General features: G+C 65.7%; 21 protein-coding genes and 2 tRNA genes. 15 read left to right on the forward strand and 8 right to left on the reverse strand.

Features of this window, described 5'->3' with window-relative positions; translation table 11 throughout:
- Window positions 1–215: 215 nt before the first annotated feature.
- On the forward strand, window positions 216–545 hold the full coding sequence (locus GDR74_RS06515) for a PepSY domain-containing protein (protein WP_194164642.1): 330 nt from the start codon (window positions 216–218) through the stop codon (window positions 543–545).
- A gap of 46 nt (window positions 546–591) precedes the next feature.
- Window positions 592–1,293 carry a hypothetical protein gene (locus GDR74_RS06520; protein ID WP_152585548.1) on the forward strand — a complete coding sequence of 234 codons (702 nt, stop codon included), beginning with the start codon at window positions 592–594 and terminating at the stop codon, window positions 1,291–1,293.
- 255 nt (window positions 1,294–1,548) lie between these two features.
- Here the strand turns inward: GDR74_RS06520 and GDR74_RS06525 are convergent, their stop codons facing one another.
- Together GDR74_RS06525 and GDR74_RS06530 are read right to left on the reverse strand one after the other, a co-directional pair.
- Complete coding sequence (locus GDR74_RS06525; RefSeq protein ID WP_152585549.1) at window positions 1,549–3,048, reverse strand: D-glucuronyl C5-epimerase family protein; 1,500 nt, start codon at window positions 3,046–3,048, stop codon at window positions 1,549–1,551.
- A gap of 390 nt (window positions 3,049–3,438) precedes the next feature.
- Window positions 3,439–3,515 (reverse strand) — tRNA-Pro (locus GDR74_RS06530).
- Window positions 3,516–3,669: 154 nt separating this feature from the next.
- On the opposite strand from GDR74_RS06530, the gene GDR74_RS06535 reads away from it, so the two are divergent.
- From GDR74_RS06535 to GDR74_RS06550, 4 genes are all read left to right on the forward strand, one after another.
- Window positions 3,670–3,744, forward strand: a tRNA-Gln gene (locus tag GDR74_RS06535).
- A gap of 441 nt (window positions 3,745–4,185) precedes the next feature.
- Window positions 4,186–5,379, forward strand: a complete 1,194-nt coding sequence (locus GDR74_RS06540) for a fumarylacetoacetate hydrolase family protein (RefSeq protein ID WP_425486948.1) — start codon at window positions 4,186–4,188, stop codon at window positions 5,377–5,379.
- 51 nt (window positions 5,380–5,430) lie between these two features.
- Window positions 5,431–6,090: a LysE family translocator gene (locus GDR74_RS06545; RefSeq protein ID WP_152585550.1), complete on the forward strand. Its 660-nt coding sequence runs from the start codon at window positions 5,431–5,433 to the stop codon at window positions 6,088–6,090.
- Between the two features lie 91 nt (window positions 6,091–6,181).
- Window positions 6,182–7,123, forward strand: a complete 942-nt coding sequence (locus GDR74_RS06550; RefSeq protein WP_152585551.1) for an NAD(P)/FAD-dependent oxidoreductase — start codon at window positions 6,182–6,184, stop codon at window positions 7,121–7,123.
- 21 nt (window positions 7,124–7,144) lie between these two features.
- Here GDR74_RS06550 and GDR74_RS06555 read toward each other — a convergent pair whose 3' ends face one another.
- A complete protein-coding gene (locus tag GDR74_RS06555) occupies window positions 7,145–8,164 on the reverse strand; it encodes an alpha/beta hydrolase (RefSeq protein WP_152585552.1) in 1,020 nt (339 codons plus the stop codon).
- Between the two features lie 161 nt (window positions 8,165–8,325).
- On the opposite strand from GDR74_RS06555, the gene GDR74_RS06560 reads away from it, so the two are divergent.
- Window positions 8,326–9,660: a solute carrier family 23 protein gene (locus GDR74_RS06560; RefSeq protein WP_152585553.1), complete on the forward strand. Its 1,335-nt coding sequence runs from the start codon at window positions 8,326–8,328 to the stop codon at window positions 9,658–9,660.
- Between the two features lie 128 nt (window positions 9,661–9,788).
- Window positions 9,789–10,646 (forward strand): SDR family oxidoreductase, encoded by an 858-nt coding sequence (locus tag GDR74_RS06565; RefSeq protein ID WP_152585554.1) that lies wholly within the window; start codon window positions 9,789–9,791, stop codon window positions 10,644–10,646.
- 77 nt (window positions 10,647–10,723) lie between these two features.
- Here the strand turns inward: GDR74_RS06565 and GDR74_RS06570 are convergent, their stop codons facing one another.
- Window positions 10,724–10,987 carry a hypothetical protein gene (locus tag GDR74_RS06570; RefSeq protein WP_194164643.1) on the reverse strand — a complete coding sequence of 88 codons (264 nt, stop codon included), beginning with the start codon at window positions 10,985–10,987 and terminating at the stop codon, window positions 10,724–10,726.
- Between the two features lie 142 nt (window positions 10,988–11,129).
- Between GDR74_RS06570 and GDR74_RS06575 the strand changes: the two genes are divergently transcribed.
- Window positions 11,130–11,303 carry a DUF1328 domain-containing protein gene (locus GDR74_RS06575; RefSeq protein WP_152585556.1) on the forward strand — a complete coding sequence of 58 codons (174 nt, stop codon included), beginning with the start codon at window positions 11,130–11,132 and terminating at the stop codon, window positions 11,301–11,303.
- Window positions 11,304–11,430: 127 nt separating this feature from the next.
- Here GDR74_RS06575 and GDR74_RS06580 read toward each other — a convergent pair whose 3' ends face one another.
- Together GDR74_RS06580 and GDR74_RS18570 are read right to left on the reverse strand one after the other, a co-directional pair.
- Complete coding sequence (locus GDR74_RS06580) at window positions 11,431–11,976, reverse strand: sigma-70 family RNA polymerase sigma factor (RefSeq protein WP_152585557.1); 546 nt, start codon at window positions 11,974–11,976, stop codon at window positions 11,431–11,433.
- The gene (locus GDR74_RS18570; protein WP_194164644.1) at window positions 11,973–12,191 is read right to left on the reverse strand and encodes a NepR family anti-sigma factor; all 219 of its coding nucleotides are present in this window, start codon (window positions 12,189–12,191) and stop codon (window positions 11,973–11,975) included. Before GDR74_RS18570 ends, GDR74_RS06580 begins: the two co-directional genes overlap by 4 nt.
- Window positions 12,192–12,376: 185 nt before the next feature.
- Here GDR74_RS18570 and GDR74_RS06590 point away from each other — a divergent pair, with 185 nt between their 5' ends.
- The 3 genes from GDR74_RS06590 (at window position 12,377) to GDR74_RS06600 (ending at window position 15,827) form a co-directional block, all read left to right on the forward strand.
- Window positions 12,377–13,180, forward strand: a complete 804-nt coding sequence (locus GDR74_RS06590; RefSeq protein ID WP_152585558.1) for a response regulator — start codon at window positions 12,377–12,379, stop codon at window positions 13,178–13,180.
- A 305-nt stretch (window positions 13,181–13,485) separates the two neighbouring features.
- Window positions 13,486–13,920, forward strand: coding sequence for a hypothetical protein (locus GDR74_RS06595; protein ID WP_152585559.1), 435 nt, complete (start codon window positions 13,486–13,488; stop codon window positions 13,918–13,920).
- A gap of 41 nt (window positions 13,921–13,961) precedes the next feature.
- Window positions 13,962–15,827 carry an ABC transporter ATP-binding protein/permease gene (locus tag GDR74_RS06600; protein ID WP_194164645.1) on the forward strand — a complete coding sequence of 622 codons (1,866 nt, stop codon included), beginning with the start codon at window positions 13,962–13,964 and terminating at the stop codon, window positions 15,825–15,827.
- Between the two features lie 383 nt (window positions 15,828–16,210).
- On the opposite strand, the gene GDR74_RS18135 is transcribed toward GDR74_RS06600, so the two are convergent.
- A complete protein-coding gene (locus GDR74_RS18135; protein WP_194164646.1) occupies window positions 16,211–16,396 on the reverse strand; it encodes a hypothetical protein in 186 nt (61 codons plus the stop codon).
- Between GDR74_RS18135 and GDR74_RS06605 the strand changes: the two genes are divergently transcribed.
- The 3 genes from GDR74_RS06605 (at window position 16,395) to GDR74_RS06615 (ending at window position 17,975) form a co-directional block, all read left to right on the forward strand.
- On the forward strand, window positions 16,395–16,877 hold the full coding sequence (locus GDR74_RS06605; RefSeq protein WP_194164647.1) for a PRC-barrel domain-containing protein: 483 nt from the start codon (window positions 16,395–16,397) through the stop codon (window positions 16,875–16,877). The genes GDR74_RS18135 and GDR74_RS06605 overlap by 2 nt on opposite strands.
- Window positions 16,878–17,166: 289 nt before the next feature.
- Window positions 17,167–17,403, forward strand: coding sequence for a hypothetical protein (locus GDR74_RS06610; RefSeq protein ID WP_152585562.1), 237 nt, complete (start codon window positions 17,167–17,169; stop codon window positions 17,401–17,403).
- A gap of 65 nt (window positions 17,404–17,468) precedes the next feature.
- Window positions 17,469–17,975: a hypothetical protein gene (locus GDR74_RS06615; RefSeq protein WP_152585563.1), complete on the forward strand. Its 507-nt coding sequence runs from the start codon at window positions 17,469–17,471 to the stop codon at window positions 17,973–17,975.
- Window positions 17,976–18,265: 290 nt separating this feature from the next.
- On the opposite strand, the gene GDR74_RS06620 is transcribed toward GDR74_RS06615, so the two are convergent.
- Entirely contained in the window at window positions 18,266–18,460 is a 195-nt protein-coding gene (locus GDR74_RS06620) for a con-10 family general stress protein (protein WP_152585564.1), read from the reverse strand.
- Window positions 18,461–18,490 lie beyond the last annotated feature (30 nt).

Genomic DNA, 18,490 nt, shown 5'->3' on the forward strand with positions numbered 1-18,490 from the left:
GGCCCCCGCCACGCCTGGATGGTCACGCCTTGAGGCGGCGTTCTTGATCCGAATCCGTCTAGCTCCCTTCGCGGGGAAGGGAAAGGCGGCAAGCACGCGCATCGCAGGCCCTGCCGCAGGAATTTGCCGGATGCCGGAACCGTGACCGTAAGGGACGGAACCGTCGAACCTGTCGCACATTAGGCACAGGAGGAATGCAACGAAAAGGTCCTTCCATGCGCCTTCTTCCTGCCGTCGCGGCAGCCGCACTGCTGAGCCAGACGGCCCTCGCCCAGACCCCGTCTCCGCCGGCTTCCGGGCCGGATCTCTCCAACCCGGCCGTCAATCTCGCGCCGAAGGGAAGTCCGGAACGGGCGGGCACGGTGGCGCCCGGCGCCAACAGCTTCACGGAGGGGCAGGCCCGCTCCCGGATCGAGGCGCAGGGCTTCAGCGACGTGTCCGACCTGCGCAAGGACGATCAGGGGATCTGGCACGCGAAAGCGAATCGTGACGGCCGGAGCGTCGAGGTGCTTCTCGATTACCGCGGCAACGTCGCATCGAAATAGGACCCGTTCCGTTGGCCGCCGGCGGCGGTTTCAGGGAGATTTCTTCATGGCTCAGAACACGATCACCGCCTTCTACGAGAATTACGACGGCGCGGCCCGGGCGGTCTCCCGCCTGGAGGCCGCCGGAATCCCGCACGCCGACATCAGCCTCGTCGCCAGCAATGCGAACGATGCCTACTCGCGCCACGCGACGCGTTCCTTCGACGAGGAGCGGGAGCGGTCCGAGGCCGCCGGAACGGGCGCGACCATCGGCACGCTCGCGGGCGGCGGCGCCGGTCTGCTGGCCGGGTTGGGAATGCTGGCGATTCCGGGGCTCGGTCCCGTGGTCGCCGCGGGCTGGCTGGTCTCGACCCTCGTCGGAGCGGGCGCGGGGGCCGCCGTCGGCGGCCTCGCGGGCGCACTCGTGGATGCGGGCGTGAACGCGGAAGAGGCGGAGGTCTATGCGGAAGGCATCCGCCGGGGCGGCGCCCTGGTGACCGTGCGGACGGACGAGGCCGAGATGGGCCGGATCATCGACATCCTCGACGACGAGGGGCGGGTCGACATCGAGGAGCGCCGCGAAGCCTGGGCTTCGGAAGCCACGGAGGAACCCGGCCCGCCGATCGGCGCCGCCGCCTCCACCGCCACGGGCCTCACCACGGACATGATGCCGAACCCGTTCGACACGGATGGCAAGGCCCGCACGGAGGTGGAGGTGGAGGACGAACGCGAGCGGAGCCTGAGGGAGCGCGGCCTCGGCCGGTCTTAAGGGAAAGACCCTGCGGAATTTCGCGCCAGGCAGAAGGACGGGAGGCCTTCTTGGCATCGCCGCATCCGGTAACGGACCGCTTACCATGATCTCAGACGTCTGCGATCCATTGCCGGCCCGGCGCGTTGTTCCTGCACGACGCGTACAGGAGTATCCCATGACGATCCTCGACCCCCTCACCGGCGAACTCGTCACGATCGAAACCCCGCCGAGGCCCCTTCGCCGGACGTGAGGTGGACGAGGGTGAAGGGTGCATCAGTCCAGGGCCAGCGTTTCCAGCAACGCCTTCTGGGATCCGCGGGCTGCCTCGGTGTCGGCACCCTCACAGGCCTTGCCGGATTTTGCTGCGGCAAGGGAGCCGATCAGACTCCGCAGTTCGGCTTCGGAAACTTCGTGAGGAAGGCGCTTGCCCATGAGGCTTGCAACGCCTTCCGCAAGTTCGGCGCTGGGATGGAATCCGCGGCGCTCCCTCAGGGCGAGGTCCGGATGCCCCTGGGCCTTGTCCTTGAGCCAGTTACGATGAAAGTTCTGCCAGCGGACAGCGCGGACGAGATAGTCCGGCTTTGAGGTCATCCGGCCAATGAGGGCCATCAGGTCCGCGTGGAATGGGATGTATTCCTGGGCCACCTGCCCCCACGCGAAGTCTCTCAGGCCGGTTTCGAAAACGATCCTTTCCGTGCTGCCGCTGCGCGTTCTCTCCAACGCCTTCAACTCGACGTATTCGTGAAGCTCGGGGCGGAAGCCTAAGGCATACAGTTTCACGACGGCATTGCAGCACTCGGCTTCCACAACGAACCGGGTCGGGAGGTCGAGGAGATCCGGCCTGAAGGAGCGGCCCTCGGGCAGGATGAACTGGGCGAATACGCGTCTTCCGAAAGCGGTCGCCTCGCCGTCTTTCGCCTTGCCCAGATCTCCCCAGACGATGTTGGCGGAAGGCCGCTTCCGCTGTTCCTGGAAGTTGACGCTCGAGACAGTTTCTCCCTGGACAAGCGTCAGGGAGCGGACATGCACTCCCTCCGCTTCGATCAGGAAGTCGACTCCTGAATACCGGGGGCGAAGATCGTAGCGATTCCAGTAGCCGTTATCGATCGTGTCGAACGCGCGTTCGAGCGAATTCAGCCCTGCGAGAGCCGCCTTGCGAAAGTTCTCCTCGGGAAAGTACCGATCCAGGACGAGCAGCGTGAAAATGGAATAAAGATGTGCGTTCACGATGAACGGGGCATGCTGGTCCGGAACGGGAATTTCCTGGAACCACACGAACCCGTCGTCATCCGAGCGGACGCCTCCTTGCGAGACAGGCAGAAGGAGCGCACGCGCCGCGTCGCGCGCGATCTCGAGGTATTTTCCGTCGCCCGTCGTGCAGCCGGCCATGAGAAAGCGGGTGGCGACAGCCGCTTGCGAGAAGGCCGAAGGCCAGTTTTCCGCTACGACGAGGTCGTTGACCTGCGTTGCGTAATTATAGTTCCAGACAAGCGCATTGCCGACCTGGATCGCATTCTTCTCGAGCCAGGCGAAGGCGGCCTGCCTTTTGGCCGTCATGTCCAGAGGAACGCAACCGTCCACGAGGCCGTACTCGATCCCCCTGTCGCCGATGCTGAAGGCGACCGAGGAAACGTTCCTGAAGACTTCTCCATGCGGACCTTGAGAGAAGGGGACGCCATCCTCGTCCAAGCGGAGGGAACTGCTCCAGTACGCCGTTCGCTCCGGCAACTCGACCTTGCCAGTCTCCGCCTGCTGGACGATGCAGTAATTCATGGCGGCGTCGCATTGGCTGGCGCTTCCGTCCTCATGGAAAGCCTCATGAATGCGGACGAGCGAAGACGATAAGTCGTTACGGATCTCCTTGCCGACGATAAGCCAAGCGAAGGCGCATAATAAGAAGATTGATATATTGTAGTATAATAATCCGGAGCGCAAAATGGAACCTCCTTCGCGCTCGCTGCGGAATTGTCATCCGAGGCAATTCAAGGAACGCTCAGCATGACGGCACTGACGGGCATGACGCAGATGCCGCCGCGATATCCACGCATATCGACACGAGTCGTTCCAATCGAGCCGACAAATCATCGGCCGGTGAATCGATCCGGATTGCGATCCGCCGGCCCCGGGGGCGCTGCAGACCTGAAAAGACTTCAAGGAGGAGAATGGTCGGAGTGGCAGGATTTGAACCTGCGACCCCCACGTCCCGAACGTGGTGCGCTACCAGACTGCGCTACACTCCGACACCGAAATCATCGGGAAGGCCGGTCTTATAGCGGGGGGCATCCTGGGCCGCAAGAGGGAAAACGACCTCGGCCGTAAGATCCTCGCGGCCTCGAAAACCCAGTTGCCAGCCCTGCCCCCGGCGATTATGTACACCCCACTTCGCGCGAGTGTTGGGGCGTCGCCAAGCGGTAAGGCAGCGGTTTTTGGTACCGCCATTCCCAGGTTCGAATCCTGGCGCCCCAGCCAGCGCGGCCCGGATTCCCCCCACCGTTTCCGCCTTTTAACGCCACGCTCTTCGGGTGGATGCGCTTTTGCGACCGTTCGGGCCTGAGGCTCCGACCACGTTCGAAAGCCGCGGGATCGCAGGCCTCTTCGCCTCGGTGTCGCCCGTGACGCCGGTCGCAACGGCATCGTCGCTTCCCATCGCAGGGTCGCCAGGTCCGGCGGTTCGTTCCCGGACCATGGCGGCTTCGTCGCGAGCGGCGGATTCTGGAACTCGATGGAGCAGGGGGTGCAGGTCTCGGTTTCGGGTCTCCTGCGCTCCGCCTGAGCTTCCGGACGGTCCGCTTCTCCGCGACGGCGCCTCCCGTTCTCGGGAATCGCCACCCGACGGGGCAGACAAGCCGTGCCGTTTCCATGCAGGATGCGCGTCCATTGAGTGGGAATCACGCAGGAATGGGGGATGCCGTGAAGGGGCTGGCACTGGGAGACGATCCATTGAAGGCGCTTCCATCGGATGGGTATCGCGGCGCGCTCGCGGGCCGCGTCTGGCGGCCCGGCCTCGGTCCCTCGGTGGCGGCGATCCGGGAGGAGGGGGTGTTCGACATCTCGACGGCCTGCCCGACCATGAGCGCCCTTGCGGCGCTCCCCGATCCCGCAAAAGCGGTCAGGTCGCTGCCGGGGGAGCGGATCGGGTCTCTCGACGACGTTCTCGCCAACACGCCGCCCGAGCGCCGCGATTCCGCAAGACCTTGGCTGCTCGCTCCGGTCGATCTCCACGTCATCAAGGCCGCCGGCGTGACCTTCGCGGTCTCCATGCTGGAACGGGTGATCGAGGAGCGGGCGCGGGGGGATGCCTCTTCGGCCGCCGCCATCCGGGCCGAGGTGACGCGCCTCGTCGGCGACGACCTGAGCCGGCTCCGGCCGGGCTCGAAGGAGGCCATGGACCTGAAGGCGGTGCTGGTGGCGCAGGGCGCCTGGAGCCAGTATCTCGAGGTCGGCATCGGCCCCGATGCGGAGATCTTCACCAAGGCGCCGACCCTTTCGGCGGTGGGCACGCTCATGGAAGCGGGCGTGCATCCGAAATCCACCTGGAACAACCCGGAGCCGGAGGTGGTGCTCGTGGTCACCGCGGAAGGGCGCATCGTCGGCGCGAGCCTGGGTAACGACGTGAACCTGCGCGATTTCGAGGGACGCTCGGCCCTGCTCCTGTCCAAGGCCAAGGACAACAATGCCTCCTGCGCCATCGGGCCGTTCGTCCGCTTCTTCGACGGCAGCTTCTCCCTCGACGAAGTGCGCCGCACCACGGTGACGCTGACGGTGGAGGGCGAGGACGGCTTCCGGCTGGAAGGGTCCTCCTCGATCGCCCGGATCAGCCGCGACCCGGAGGACCTCGTGGCGCAGACGGTGGGCGCGAACCATCAGTATCCGGACGGGTTCGTGCTGTTTCTCGGCACCATGTTCGCGCCGACCCAGGACCGGGATACGCCGGGAATGGGGTTCACGCACAAGTCCGGCGATATCGTCACCATCGCGGCGCCGGAGCTCGGGACGCTCGTCAACCGCATCCGGCCGAGTTCGGAATGCGAGCCTTGGACCTTCGGCATCGGCGCCCTCATGCGAAACCTTGCGAAACGGGGCCTGCTGGACACCGCCGGCTGAAGCGGGCGTCGACCTGCCGCATACCCGCAGAATTCCATGACGGATGGTCTCATGCCCGACCTCGCGACGTTTCTGACCTTCTACACCGCCGTCCTGGCGCTTCAGCTGGCGCCGGGACCGGACATGATCCTCCTGCTCAGCCGCGGCGTGGGGCAGGGGCGGCGCACGGCCGTTCTGACCGCCATCGGCATGACCCTCCTGGCCGCGCTCGTGCAGCTGCCTCTCCTCGCGCTCGGCGTGACGTCGCTGATCCAGGCCTCGCCGCTGGCATTCGAGTTGCTGCGGTGGGCGGGGGCGCTCTATCTCGTCTGGCTGGGCGCGAAGCTCCTGGTAGGCTCCTTCCGCCGCCAGGAACTGCATCTGAGCAAGGCGCCGCGCCCGGTGCCGGATAGGGTCGCCCTTCGGCAGGGGATGATCAACAATCTCACCAACCCGAAGGCCATGGTCTTCATGCTCGCCTTCCTTCCCCAGTTCGTCGATCCTGCCAACGGCTGGCCGGTGACCGCGCAGCTCCTCTTTCTGGGTGCGGTCCAGAAGATATCCGGCTTCTTCGTGCTCGTCGGCGTGGCGATAGGGGCGGGAACCATCGGGAACTGGCTGGCGCGCCGGCCGGGTCTCGTGGCCTGGCAGGAGCGGGCTGCCGGCGCGATCATGGTCGGGCTCGGCCTGAGGCTCGCCCTGTCCGGCGACGCGCCGTCCGTGCGCCGCTGAAAGTCGGCGCCGCCGTCGCGGGACCTCCCGCCGATCTTTTTCCCGCTTCGCGGGTTGTGCAGGACGCAGCTCAACCGAAAGCGGGCGGGGAATGGCATCGGACGACAGGATTCTCGATTGTCTCATCGTGGGCGGCGGCCCGGCGGGCCTGACGGCCGCTCTGTATCTGGCAAGGCTCAGGCGGCACTTCGTTATCGTGGACAGCGGCGCAGCACGGGCGGCCTGGATTTCGAAGAGCCACAACATCCCCGTCTTCGCCCAGGGGATTTCCGGAAAGGAGTTTCTCGCCCGGCAGCGGGACAATCTCGCTCAGTACGGCGTTTCTCCCGTATCGGGGACCGTGGCGGGTCTGCGCAAGCAGCCCGACCGGTTCGTCGCCATGGTCGAAGGCGCGGAGGGCCCTCGCCAGATCGCCGCGAGCCGCGTCCTGCTCGCCACCGGCGCCGTCGATGTCGAGCCCGACCTCCCCGATCTCCCGGACGCGGTCCGGCGCGGGCTCGTCCGTTATTGCCCCATCTGCGACGGCTACGAATCCCGCGACCGTCGCATTGCCGTGATCGGCTACGGAGACAGGGGCATCGGCGAGGCGATCTTCATCGCGCGCACCTATTCCCGGGACGTGACGCTTCTCACCCTCGGCCAGCACCTGCAGAGGCCCCTGAAGCGGCAGGGCGAACTCGATGCGCTCGGGGTCCGGGTCGTCGAGGCTCCCGTCGAGCGGCTCGACCTGGAGGGCGACCGGATCGCCGCGCTCCACGCCGGCGGCACGGAACTGCGCTTCGACGTGCTCTATTCCGCCCTCGGCCTCAAATACCGCTCGGACCTCGCCCTGTCCCTGGGAGCGGAGCACGATGCCTCCGGCGGGCTCGTCGTCGACGGGCATTGTCAGACGAGCGTCAAGGGCCTGTATGCGGCGGGCGACATCGTGAGCGGGCTCGACCAGATCGTCGTGGCCATGGGCCACGCCGCCACGGCCGCCATTCACATCCACAATCGTTGCGAGCGGCCGCCGGAGGACCGGGGAGGCGCTTGAAAGAGGGGCCTCGCGCCGGGCTCAGCTCAAGGCCTTGGCGAGCAGCGGCAGGCTCGTATCCATCCGGTAGTCCACCGAGGAGTGGTTGTCGTGGAACTCCTCGTAGGTGTGCGGGATGCCGGCCGCCTCGAGCTTCCGGTGCAGGATCCGCGATCCGTAGACCATGTTGTACTGGTCGATGTCGCCGCAATCGATGTAGAGGCATTTCAGCCGGCGCAGGGCGTCGCGGTGCTCTTCCGCGTCCACCATGCGCAGCGGGTCCCAGCGCAGCCAGTTGGCCCAGCGCTCCTCGATCGGCTCGCAGGTGTGCAGGTCGACCGGAAGGCGTATCCCGTAGAACTCCCCGGGCGCCGGATCGAAGGTCGCGGCCTGGGCGAGAATCATCATCGTGTGCCAGTCCGCATCCTTGGCCTTGGGGCCCGCCTCGAACTTGCGGATGAAGGCCTCGATGGACATGCCGTGATCCGCAAGGTGGCGGAGCGCGCCGGCGAACTCGCCGAGATGGTAGAGGAACTCGAAGCCCACGTCGCCCGAATGGCTCGCCGCCGCAGCCCAGACGGACCCGCCGTGACGCAGGGCGTGGACGAGGGTGCCGTATCCGCCCGAGCTCTTGCCGAAGACGCCGCGGCGGCCGTCGCCGCCGCAGGAGAAGCGCCGCTCCACGAAGGGCAGCATCTCCTCGATGAGGAAGGTTTCCCAGGGGCCCGTGGCGGCGCTGTCGATGTACTGGTTGCCGCCGAGCCGGGTAAAGCAGTCGGGGAACGCCACCACGACCGGGGGCATGGCCCCCGTGCCGATCAGCCGGTCGAGCCGTTCCGGGACGTTCTCGCCATAGTTCCTCCAGTTCGTGTGGGCCGGACCGCCCGCGGTGTAGCCCACCAGGTCCACGAGAAGGGGAAGGCCGCGGCCGTCGTGGCCGGCGGGGACGTAGACGTCGACGCGCCGTCTCGCCGGATCGCCGAGCAGGTTGCCTTTGAGGCACGCGCTGTCGATCCAGAGGGTGTGCACGGTTCCTTCCGGCTGGGTATGGTCCTTCCGCATGGTCATCCTCGTTGGGTGGAGGGCGAACCGTGACGAGGCAGGGGACTTTTGTCCAGATCCAGGCCCCTCGCGGCCGTGAATAAGTCCTTTCGGGACCTAGCCATTTCCCCTCCGTCGGCGCTACGGTAATTTCGACGAGGCATTGCATGGGGGACAGGACAATGGCCGAAGGTTATCTGCCGAAATGGACGCTGAAGACGGAAGGCGTCGTCATGCCGGACGAACGCCTGCCGATGGGGCAGACCATCGTCGTCGGGCTCCAGCACGTGGTCGCCATGTTCGGCGCGACCGTGCTCGCGCCGATCCTCATGGGGTTCGACCCGAACGTGTCGATCCTGTTCTCGGGCATCGCCACGCTGCTCTTCTTCCTCGTGGTGGGCGGCCGCGTCCCGAGCTATCTCGGATCGAGCTTCGCCTTCATCGGGCCGGTCCTCGTCGCCACGGGCGCGACGGTCGGCAGCCCCAACCCGAACATCGGCCTCGCGCTCGGCGGCATCATCGCCGCGGGTGCCTTGTACTTCCTCATCGGCCTCGTGGTGCAGATGGCCGGGCACCGCTGGGTCGAGCGCCTGATGCCGCCGGTGGTGACGGGCGCCATCGTCGCGGCGATCGGCCTGGTGCTCGCGCCCATCGCCATCTCCAGCGCCTCGGGCGCCTCGCCGGACAACCAGGCGGGCTCGGACTTCGCCCGGTGGATCTCGCTCGCGACCGTCGTGGCAGTGGGCCTCGTGGCCGTCTATGCCCCGGGCATGTGGCGCCGGCTGCCGGTGCTGATCGGCGGCGCGGTCGGCTATCTCGCCTACTACGTCTGCGCCAACATCCTGGGTCTCGGCCAGCCCATCGACTACGCGAAGGTGAGCCAAGCGGCCTGGTTCGGCATGCCGCAGTTCCACAGCCCGGTCTTCGACATGCGCGCGATCAGCCTGATCGCCCCGGTCGCCCTGATCCTGGTCGCCGAGAACCTCGGGCACATCAAGGCGATCGGCGCGATGACCGGCCGCAACCTCGATCCCTATCTCGGCCGCGCCTTCATGGGCGACGGGCTCGCCACCATGCTTTCCGGTGCGGCGGGCGGCACGGGCATGACCACCTATGCCGAGAACATGGGCGTCATGTCGGTCACCCGCATCTACTCGACGCTGATCTTCGTCGTCGCCGCGGTGATCGCGCTCGTCCTCGGCCTGTCGCCGAAGTTCGGCGCCTTCATCGGCACCATTCCCGGCCCGGTGCTCGGCGGCCTCTCCATCGTGGTCTTCGGCCTCATCGCCGCAACGGCCGGCCGCATCTGGGTGGAAAACCGGGTGGACTTCTCGAATCCGCGCAACCTGATCACCGTCGCGGTGGCGCTGATCCTCGGGGCGGGCAACTTCAAGCTCACCCTCGGCGGCTTCACCCTGGACGGGATCGGCACCGCCACCTTCGGCGCGATCATCCTCTATCACATCCTGCACGCCGGGCAGCCTGCGGCGGCCGAGCAGCCCCAGCCGGCCGAATAGGCCCGGCCCAGGAACACCCTTCCGGAGCCCGCGTTGGGAACCCAGCGCGGGCTTCTCCTTTTCGAGCCCGGCATTCCCCGGAACGCGCGGCCCTCCGCGGCCGCTTTCTGCACCAAGCGGATCTTGCCATGAGCTCTCAGACCACCACCATGCCACCCCAGACCCAGGACAAGCAGCCGGGCCGCGAAACGGAGATGCACCCGCGGCCCGATTACGAGCCGCGGTATCCCGGAAGCGGTCGGCTGAAGGGCAAGGTCGCCCTCATCACCGGCGGCGACAGCGGCATCGGCCGGGCCGTCGCCGTGCTCTTCGCACGCGAAGGGGCCGATGTGGCCATCGTCTACCTGAACGAGGGAGAGGATGCCCAGGAGACGAAACGCCTGGTCGAACGGGAAGGGCGGCAGTGCCTGACCATCGCAGGGGACGTCTGCGAGCCGGGCTTTGCAAGGGCCGCCGTGGAACGGACCCTGAAGCAGTTCGGCCGTCTCGACGTCCTCGTCAACAACGCCGCCGAGCAGCATCCGCAGAGGGACATTCAGGACATTACCCCGGAGCAGCTCGACCGGACCTTCCGCACGAACATCTTCGGCTATTTCTACGTGACGCAGGCCGCCCTGCCGCATCTGGGGAAAGGGGCCGCCATCATCAACACCACCTCGGTGACGGCCTATCGCGGCAGCCCCGAACTGCTCGACTACAGCGCCACGAAGGGCGCCATCGTCGCCTTCACGCGGTCCCTGGCGAAAAAGCTCGCGGAGCAGGGGATCCGCGTCAACGGCGTCGCACCGGGCCCGATCTGGACGCCTCTCATCCCCTCGACCTTCCCCGCCGACAAGGTGGCGAAGTTCGGCGCCGACACGCCCCTGAAGCGCCCCGGACAGCCGAACGAGGTGGCGCCCAGCTATCTGTTCCTGGCCTGCGAGGATTCCTCCTACGTCACCGGCTCCGTGCTGCACCCGAACGGCGGCGATCCGACCGAGTCCTGACGGAAGGCGCTTCCTGACAGAAGAAAGGGCGGCCGAAGGCCGCCCTCAGTCCGTGTGGAGAAACTCTGAAGCGCCGCTCAGCGCCGGTTGCGGACCCTGACGGGGACCGGAACGGGAGCGGGGGCAGGGGCCATCCATGCAAAGAAAAGCATCAACGCGGCCAGGGAGGCGCCGACCAGGAACACGATCTCGGCGATTTCCACCTGGGACGTCCAGCCGATGGCTGCCGCAAGGGATGTGAGGATCGTAAAAATGAAAAATGTACGCAGGGCAATGGAGCGATTCATCGGAATAGCCTCCCAATTGTATTGGGAAACGTGCCTTTCAGATCTGGGTTCCATACTGCTCTGGTCTCCTTCCAATACTTGCCGTTCGCGCATCGAAACAGGCAAATGAGTCAGAAAGACGGAACCCTACGGTCGCGCTTCGCGTTGTTCGGACATCATCGGCTGCGGCCGATCCAATGCAAAGCGAGGTAACACCATGCTCGGTTGGGCTGTCACTTTCCTGATCATCGCCCTGGTCGCGGCTCTCTTCGGTTTCGGCGGCATCGCCGGCACGGCGGTCGAGATCGCGAAGCTCATCTTCTTCGTGGCGATCGTGCTCTTCGCCATTTCCGCCGTGATCGGGCTTCTGCGCGGGCGCAACGTGCCCTGACGCGGACGGGTCCGCATCGGAAAGCGCCGCCTGCGGGCGGCGTTTTTCGTTTGGGGGGCGTCCTGCCGTAAGGACAGAAGTGGAGGGACAGAAAAGGGACGCGGCCGCGCCGGACCGGGAGCGAGGCTCAACCGGTCCCCTGCAGGGCCGCCCGGGTCATGCTGTCGGGGCCGAGGTCCTCCACGTCGTCCACGTTGAGGAGAGAGGCAAGGCGAAACCGGGCCCGGTTGACGCGGCTCTTGATGGTGCCGACGGCGCAGCCGCAGATATTGGCGGCCTCCTCGTAGGAGAAGCCCGAGGCCCCGACGAGGAGCAACGCTTCCCGCTGGTCCGGAGGAAGCTTGGCAAGGGCGTTGCGGAAATCCTCGAAATCCAGTCGGGCGCCCTGTTCGGGCTGCACCTTCAGGCGGCTCGCATAGGACCCTTCCGGGTCCTCCACCTCCCGCCGGCGCTTGCGGTATTCGGAATGGAAGAGGTTGCGCAGGATCGTGAAGAGCCAGGCATTGAGGTTCGTGCCGCGCTCGAAGCGATGGAGATTGGAGAGGGCGCGCAGCAGGGTGTCCTGAACGAGATCGTCGGCCCGGTCGACCTGTCCCGACAGGGAAATGGCGAAGGCACGTAAACTCGGAACGGCAGCGAGGAGAGCCTCGCGCAGAGCCGGATCCGGAGTCATTTGGACCTCTCCGCGCTGCTCCGGTCCAGCTTCTCGAGGAGTTCCTTGAACCGGTCCGGGACGGGCTGCTGCATCAGCTCGTCGTACATGGCCCGTAGCTGGTCGCCGATACGCTTCTGGCTCGTCTTGTCCAGCTGCGGTTCGGATGCAAGCTTTTCGCTCAACGACTCCTCCGGGATGACCCGAGCCAGCTTGTTTCCCTTCTCACCCGTCATAGAGGTCCCCTTGCGATACCCACAGGCTAATTCAGGATGGTTAACCTTGGCAGTATCTGTATATTCATTTTCGAGCAATAACGCTGTCTACTGCCTCAGGTTCCCGGGAATGGAACTTTCTCCGGGCTGCCGAGTTAAATGGTCCGTAGCGAGAACCGAGTCAAAAACTAAATAAGGGGAAGCGAATGTCGACAGCCCAGCTCGTCGTCCAGCACCTGCCGTATCTTCGTCGTTATGCCCGCGCCCTCACCGGGAGCCAGATGGCTGGCGACGCCTATGTCGCGGCCACCCTGGAGACCCTGGTCAGTGAGCCGGACACCATCGGGCCGTCCGGCAATGTGAAAGTCGAGCTTTTCCGGGTCTTTACCCGCATCTGGAACTCCCTTTCGGTGAACGGCCGCAGCGAGCAGGTCCAGCGGGATCTCCCCGCCGAGGTGCGCCTGGGCCAGATCACTCCCCTGCCGCGTCAGGCGTTCCTGCTCTCCTGCCTCGAGGGATTCGGGGAGGAGGAGGTCGGCCAGATCCTCGATGCGGATACGAAGACGGTCCGGGAGCTTGTCGACGAGGCCGGCCGCGAACTCGCCGCCGACATGGCGACCGACATCCTCATCATCGAGGACGAGCCCCTCATCGCCATGGATCTCGAGGCTCTCGTCGAAGGGCTGGGGCACAACGTCATCGGAGTCGCCCGGACCCGCACCGAGGCGGTCAAGCTGGCCTCGGCCAAGCGGCCCGGCCTCATTCTGGCAGACATCCAGCTCGCCGACGGCAGCTCCGGCCTGGACGCGGTCAACGACCTGCTCAAGGCCTTCGAGGTTCCGGTGATCTTCATCACCGCCTATCCGGAGCGCTTCCTGACCGGCGAGCGGCCCGAGCCGGCCTTCCTCATTGCGAAACCCTTCCAGCCTGCGAACGTGTCCGCCGTGATCAGCCAAGCGCTCTTCTTCCAGCAGAGCGCCCGGCGTCGCGAGGTTCGTGCGACCGCCTGACACGGCGCCTTCTCGCGAGGCTGCTTAGCTTAAGTAAATGCCCGGCTGTCGGCCGGGCATTTCTTTTATGATGCAAGAGGCGCAAATAAAAAAAGACGGGCTTGAAAAAGCCCGTCTGAAGGTGCCGGCCAATGCACAAGGGGAATGCGGGGAGGACCAGGAGGCCGGTACTTCAAGAACGCGATGACAGCGTTAAAGGTTCCGCACCTGTTCTTTTATTTACGAAAAGTAAATGCCCCGGAACATCGCCCAAACGGCTGCGTTGTTTTGGCAGAGTAGCCAAGCTGCCGCACCGGGAGGGGAATATGCGCCATCTGCCTGCGATCGCGATCGGAACCGTAGGGAGCGCATTTCTCGCCTTGAGCCTTCTCTCCGACGGCGCGACCGGGAAGATTGCCCCCGTCCCTGCGCCCGCCGCGTCGGCGGTGCGTGACGCGGGGCCGGCGCCCCTCGTCATCGAGGCGATCGACGGCCGGATCCTGTTCGGTCCCGATTCGATCGCCAACACGAACTATCTCGACGGCGTCGCCCGTCCGGTCGCGACCCTGAAGGAGGAGCGGCGGAGCCCCCCTCAGGAGCCCGCTTCCCAGCAGCACGAGACCCGTGACGAACCGCAGAAGAAGAAGCGTCCGCAGACCTTCGGATGCGTGACATCGGTGAGCCCGTTGGCGCGCGCCTCGGCCGAACAGAGCCCCAGCCTCTGCTTGGCCTGGAACGAAGATGGGCGCATCCTGGGATAGGCGGCGCACGGAAGCCGGCTTTGCAATCGTCGGAGAGACGCGTGAGCGAGGAGGAGCGGGCCGTTGACCGACGCCGGCTGTTCGCGCGCTTCTGGCGCGCGGCATCCGGCTTCTGGACGGGCGTGAGGCGACGCGAGGCGTGGTTTCTCACCCTGTCTCTCCTTGCGATCATTCTCGGGCAGCTCTTCATCCAGTACAGGCTGAACGTCTGGAACCGGGACATCTTCAACGCCCTCGAGCAGCAGGACGTGGCCCTGGTCGGCCGCCTGGCCCTGTTGTTCGTGCCTCTTGCCCTGGGCGCCGTGGCGTTCAACGTCGCCTCCGTCTGGGGGCGCCTGACGACCCAGCGGGCCTGGCGCGCCTGGCTTACCGACTACCAGATCGACCGCTGGCTTAAGAACGGGCGGTATTATCAGCTCAACCTGGTCAAGGGGGAGCACAGGAATCCCGAGTTCCGCATTGCCGACGACACGCGGATCGCCACCGAATCCCCTGTCGACTTCGCCTTCGGCGTCACCACCGCCGTGCTGACGGCCGTCACCTTCATTGGCGTGCTCTGGGCGGTCGGCGGCGGAATCTCGTTCGAGCTCGGCGGGCGCTCCGTCGCCATTCCCGGATATCTGGTGTTCGTGGCGGTGCTCTACTCCGTCATCACCACGACGGCGATGATCTTCATCGGCCGCCGGTTCGTCGAAGTGGCGGAGGGCAAGAACCAGGCGGAGGCCGAGTTCCGCTACGCGGTCACCCGCCTGCGGGAGAACGGCGAAAGCATCGCCCTCCTGGGAGGCGAGCCGGAAGAGCGCAGCAGCCTCAGCATCGCCCTCGGGCATGTGATCGCGCAATGGAAAGCCCTCTGCGGCCAATACATGCGCACCACCGTCGTGTCCTATGGGAACTTCGTCCTTGCCCCGGTCATCCCCCTCATCCTGTGCGCGCCGAAGTATCTCGCCGGAACCATGACGCTCGGTGAGGTGATGCAGGCGGCGACCGCCTTCGTCACGGTCCAGCAATCCTTCAACTGGCTCGTGGAGAATTACCCGAAGCTGGCCGACTGGACGGCTTCCGCCAACCGGGTCGCCGGCCTGATCGTCTCCCTCGACAAGCTGGAGTACGCCGAGCGACCCGGCACCGGGCGCATCGTGCGCAGGGAGGACGAGGCGACGGCCGCCCTCCGGCTTCACGGGGTTTCGGTGACCCTGGACGACGGCACGGCCGTCGTCGGCGAGACGGAGGTGGAGATCCATCCTGGAGAGCGGGTGCTGGTCGTCGGCGAGTCCGGTGCCGGCAAGAGCACGTTGATCCGGGCCATCGCGGGCCTCTGGCCCTGGGGGGAGGGGGAAATCATCATCCGGAAGGGAGCGAAGCTCTTTTTCATGCCCCAGCGCCCCTACGTCCCAATGGGCACGCTGAAGCATGCGGTCGCCTATCCCCAGCCGACCGGCAGCCTTGACGACGAGGCCGTGAAGGAGGCCATGAGAGCCGCGGGTCTCGGCCACCTCGCGGAACGCATCAACGACGAAGGCGAGCCCTGGGACCGGACTCTCTCCGGGGGCGAGCAGCAGCGCCTCGCCTTCGCCGAACTGTTCATTCAGCGGCCCGACATCATCGTCATGGACGAGGCGACATCCGCCCTCGACCCGGAGACCCAGGACGTCCTCATGGACCGCATCATCGAGCGCCTGCCGGATTCCGCGATCATCAGCGTGGGGCACCGACCGGAGCTGGAGGCGTTCCATAACCGTCGGCTGGTCCTTGCGCGTAGGGAGCAGGGGGCGAAGCTCGTCGCGGACGAGCCCCTGTCGCCGCGGACCTTCGCCATGCGGCGCGCCATGGCGCTTCTGTTCCGCAGGCCCTCCTCCTCCCAGACAAGACCCGCGGAGAGGACGCGCGAGCGCGAGGAAGCCTGAACCGGCCGAATCCGCTCTCGCCCCGCCGGATCCTTGATGGAAAACCCTGAGCGGGAACCAAACGCGAAGCCGGTTGTTAATCGCGATCGATAGGCGCCAGGCTGCCTGAACAGGCGGGAAAGTATTCGCGCGCGCCATTTTGCAATGGTTTCAAAAATGATTGCATAGAGTTCGAATGTCGAGCCTGGAGAAAAGATCCGGCATATGAGATCGGGCGGGCTCTTATGGAAAAATTCGTCGGAACGACAACGCCAAGATTGCGTTAAACCGACACGCGCTCAGGCGTACCATGCGAATTACTGACCATTAGGAGAAACTGCAATGCTTAAGAAGCATATGGCTGCCTGCCTTGTCGCCACTATTTTCGCGGCGCCTGCATTCGCTCAGACCTCGACCGCCCCGTCCTCGGGAGCGACCGATCGTCCGGCAGCGACGGGATCGGGCTCCACCACATCGGGCTCCCCGGCAATGAAGCCCGGCAGCACCGACTCTTCGATGAATTCCTCGTCCATGAGCACTTCGAAGTCCTCGACGATGGCGCAATCCGGCGCCATGCAGGGCCAGTTCATGACGCAGATGCAGGCCAACCAGATGATGGCCTCCGACCTGATCGGCACCAAGGTGATCAGCACGAACAACGAGTCCATCGGTGACATCAACGACGTGATCGTCGACCGCAACGGACAGGCGGTGGCGGCCGTGATCGGCGTCGGCGGCTTCCTCGGCATCGGCGAGAAGGACGTGGCCGTTCCCTTCAACGCGCTCGAGTTCGCCACCCGCGAGCAGGTGAACGCCATGAACAAGGCCGGCAGCGACACCTCGGGCAGCAGCGTTTCCACCACCGGCTCGACCGCTTCCACGGCGAACAACAATGCCGTGAACGCCACCGGTTCGACCCGCACCACGACGGGCACTTCTGCCAGCAGCGACGACAACGAGCCGGAGCGGGTGATCCTGCGCATGACCAAGGCCGAGCTGCAGGCGGCGCCGAAGTTCGACAAGAAGGCCCACAACGGCACGGCGACCGGAACGGCTGCTCCCAAGCAGTAAGCTTCCGCCCGCATTGCCAAGCTTCGACGGCGCCCTTTGGGCGCCGTCTTCTTTTGTCGGCCCGGCGAGCGCGATGGCGAGGAATAAGAAAAGGCGCGGTCTTTCGACCGCGCCCTGAAAGGTGCCGGCTCAGGGGGCATTTGAACCGGTTGAGCAGGAAACGCCGACCGAGGGCGCCGGTTCCCGACTTTCTTCAAAAAAGTTTCTCCCCCGCCCCGGAGAGGCGCATTGCCGCACGAGGAACCGTGACCGAAGCGGCACGTTGCCCCCGCAGATGCGGAGGTTTCCCATGACTGCCACCAACGAACTCGATGCCGTTCTGGCCCAGGAGATGGTTCCTGACGAATTCTGCCGCCTGGCTTCGAGCACCCCGCCCCGGGAGAAGCCCCTTGTGGCTGCCCTGCTCAGCGGGATCGTGCCCGTTCGCCAGCAGGACGGGGTGGTCTGTCCCTTGATGCTCCGGCGCCATCTGGTCGTTCCCTCGTCGCGGGCCAGCGCAGCGGGGGAGGCGGGGCGCCACCTCTGATCCATTTGTTCCGAAGCCTGTATTTCATGCCCGATATGAGAAGCTTTCCTGCGGAGGAGGGCCCCGTGGCGGTCCTCTTCCGCCCCTCCATCGTCCCTTTGATCGATGCCTTCCGCTCCCTGGAGGCTCTCTCGGACCGGTACGACCTGCACATCCTCGAGGGGCCGGAGCGCGATCTTGCTCGCTTCATGGAGCCGGCGGCCGCGCGGGCTGCGGTGTCCGACGCCATGCTCCTCGCTTTCGCTCTCGGCCGCCAAAGGGGAGGGCCACTGGCTCATCGTCCCTTGGGATCGCGCAGGGGCAGCCTGGACGAATATTGCATTCTCTCTCTGATCGCTGCCGCCCAGGAGCCGGAGTCCGAGCTCGCATTCGAGGCGGCAGCCGCCCTCGGTGTCGTTTCTTTCGATTTCATCTTCGGGATGGCGGCCGACCTCCTGCGGCAAATCGACCACGGCGGTCTGGCCCTGGAGCGGCCGAGCCTCGAGGAGTTCCGGGCCATCGTCGGCGACGGGGGGCTGGTCGACGCTCCCAGTCGCTTCGAACTGGAGGCATCGTTCCATTTCCATCACTGACCGCAGGCGCGGCGGCGGCTTTCGTATTGGCTAAGCTATTGAAACCATGGAATCTTTAGGGGCGTCCGGCCGGGCCGTGCCCATCTTTAGGGCCGGTTTGCGGTATCTCGATGCGCCGACCGTTGCGGATACCTATCCTGGACAGACTGCCGGGCGGAGGCACGGTTCCCTTCATTCCCTGAAGGTGCCTTGGTCGACGCGCCTGCTACTCCGAGCCTGACTCCGAATCCTCCAGGCAAGGAAAAGGGGCCGTCGAGCGGCCCCTTTTGAACGGGTGGGACGATAAGACCTCACTCCTGGCTGGAGCGATTGCTCCCGGATGCCTGACCGCCCTTGCGGCCCGCTTCGGACGCCAGCTCCCGGTCCTGGGAGAACGAGCGCTTCTCGGCGGGGACGCTCTTGCCGCCCTTGCTCGCAATCTCCCGCTGCCGGTCACCGTCCATCGATGCGAAGCCACGCTTCGAAGTCGAACTTCCTGCCATCACAAGCCTCCTAAGCGGTTAACTGTGCCTTGA

The organism is Microvirga thermotolerans (genome assembly GCF_009363855.1).
Taxonomy (GTDB): Bacteria; Pseudomonadota; Alphaproteobacteria; order Rhizobiales; family Beijerinckiaceae; genus Microvirga; species Microvirga thermotolerans.

What these genes read in the sequence shown, in the direction of transcription:
- GDR74_RS06570 (WP_194164643.1), bottom strand. Translation starts at nt 10,987, where the DNA reads ATGGAACCCAGATCTGAAAGGCACGTTTCCCAATACAATTGGGAGGCT.
- GDR74_RS06580 (WP_152585557.1), bottom strand. Translation starts at nt 11,976, where the DNA reads ATGACTCCGGATCCGGCTCTGCGCGAGGCTCTCCTCGCTGCCGTTCCG.
- GDR74_RS06545 (WP_152585550.1), top strand. Translation starts at nt 5,431, where the DNA reads ATGCCCGACCTCGCGACGTTTCTGACCTTCTACACCGCCGTCCTGGCG.
- GDR74_RS06595 (WP_152585559.1), top strand. Translation starts at nt 13,486, where the DNA reads ATGCGCCATCTGCCTGCGATCGCGATCGGAACCGTAGGGAGCGCATTT.
- GDR74_RS06575 (WP_152585556.1), top strand. Translation starts at nt 11,130, where the DNA reads ATGCTCGGTTGGGCTGTCACTTTCCTGATCATCGCCCTGGTCGCGGCT.
- GDR74_RS06550 (WP_152585551.1), top strand. Translation starts at nt 6,182, where the DNA reads ATGGCATCGGACGACAGGATTCTCGATTGTCTCATCGTGGGCGGCGGC.
- GDR74_RS06520 (WP_152585548.1), top strand. Translation starts at nt 592, where the DNA reads ATGGCTCAGAACACGATCACCGCCTTCTACGAGAATTACGACGGCGCG.
- GDR74_RS06610 (WP_152585562.1), top strand. Translation starts at nt 17,167, where the DNA reads ATGACTGCCACCAACGAACTCGATGCCGTTCTGGCCCAGGAGATGGTT.
- GDR74_RS18570 (WP_194164644.1), bottom strand. Translation starts at nt 12,191, where the DNA reads ATGACGGGTGAGAAGGGAAACAAGCTGGCTCGGGTCATCCCGGAGGAG.
- GDR74_RS06590 (WP_152585558.1), top strand. Translation starts at nt 12,377, where the DNA reads ATGTCGACAGCCCAGCTCGTCGTCCAGCACCTGCCGTATCTTCGTCGT.
- GDR74_RS06560 (WP_152585553.1), top strand. Translation starts at nt 8,326, where the DNA reads ATGGCCGAAGGTTATCTGCCGAAATGGACGCTGAAGACGGAAGGCGTC.
- GDR74_RS06605 (WP_194164647.1), top strand. Translation starts at nt 16,395, where the DNA reads ATGACGCAGATGCAGGCCAACCAGATGATGGCCTCCGACCTGATCGGC.
- GDR74_RS06525 (WP_152585549.1), bottom strand. Translation starts at nt 3,048, where the DNA reads ATGAATTACTGCATCGTCCAGCAGGCGGAGACTGGCAAGGTCGAGTTG.
- GDR74_RS06555 (WP_152585552.1), bottom strand. Translation starts at nt 8,164, where the DNA reads ATGCGGAAGGACCATACCCAGCCGGAAGGAACCGTGCACACCCTCTGG.
- GDR74_RS18135 (WP_194164646.1), bottom strand. Translation starts at nt 16,396, where the DNA reads ATGAACTGGCCCTGCATGGCGCCGGATTGCGCCATCGTCGAGGACTTC.
- GDR74_RS06565 (WP_152585554.1), top strand. Translation starts at nt 9,789, where the DNA reads ATGAGCTCTCAGACCACCACCATGCCACCCCAGACCCAGGACAAGCAG.
- GDR74_RS06515 (WP_194164642.1), top strand. Translation starts at nt 216, where the DNA reads ATGCGCCTTCTTCCTGCCGTCGCGGCAGCCGCACTGCTGAGCCAGACG.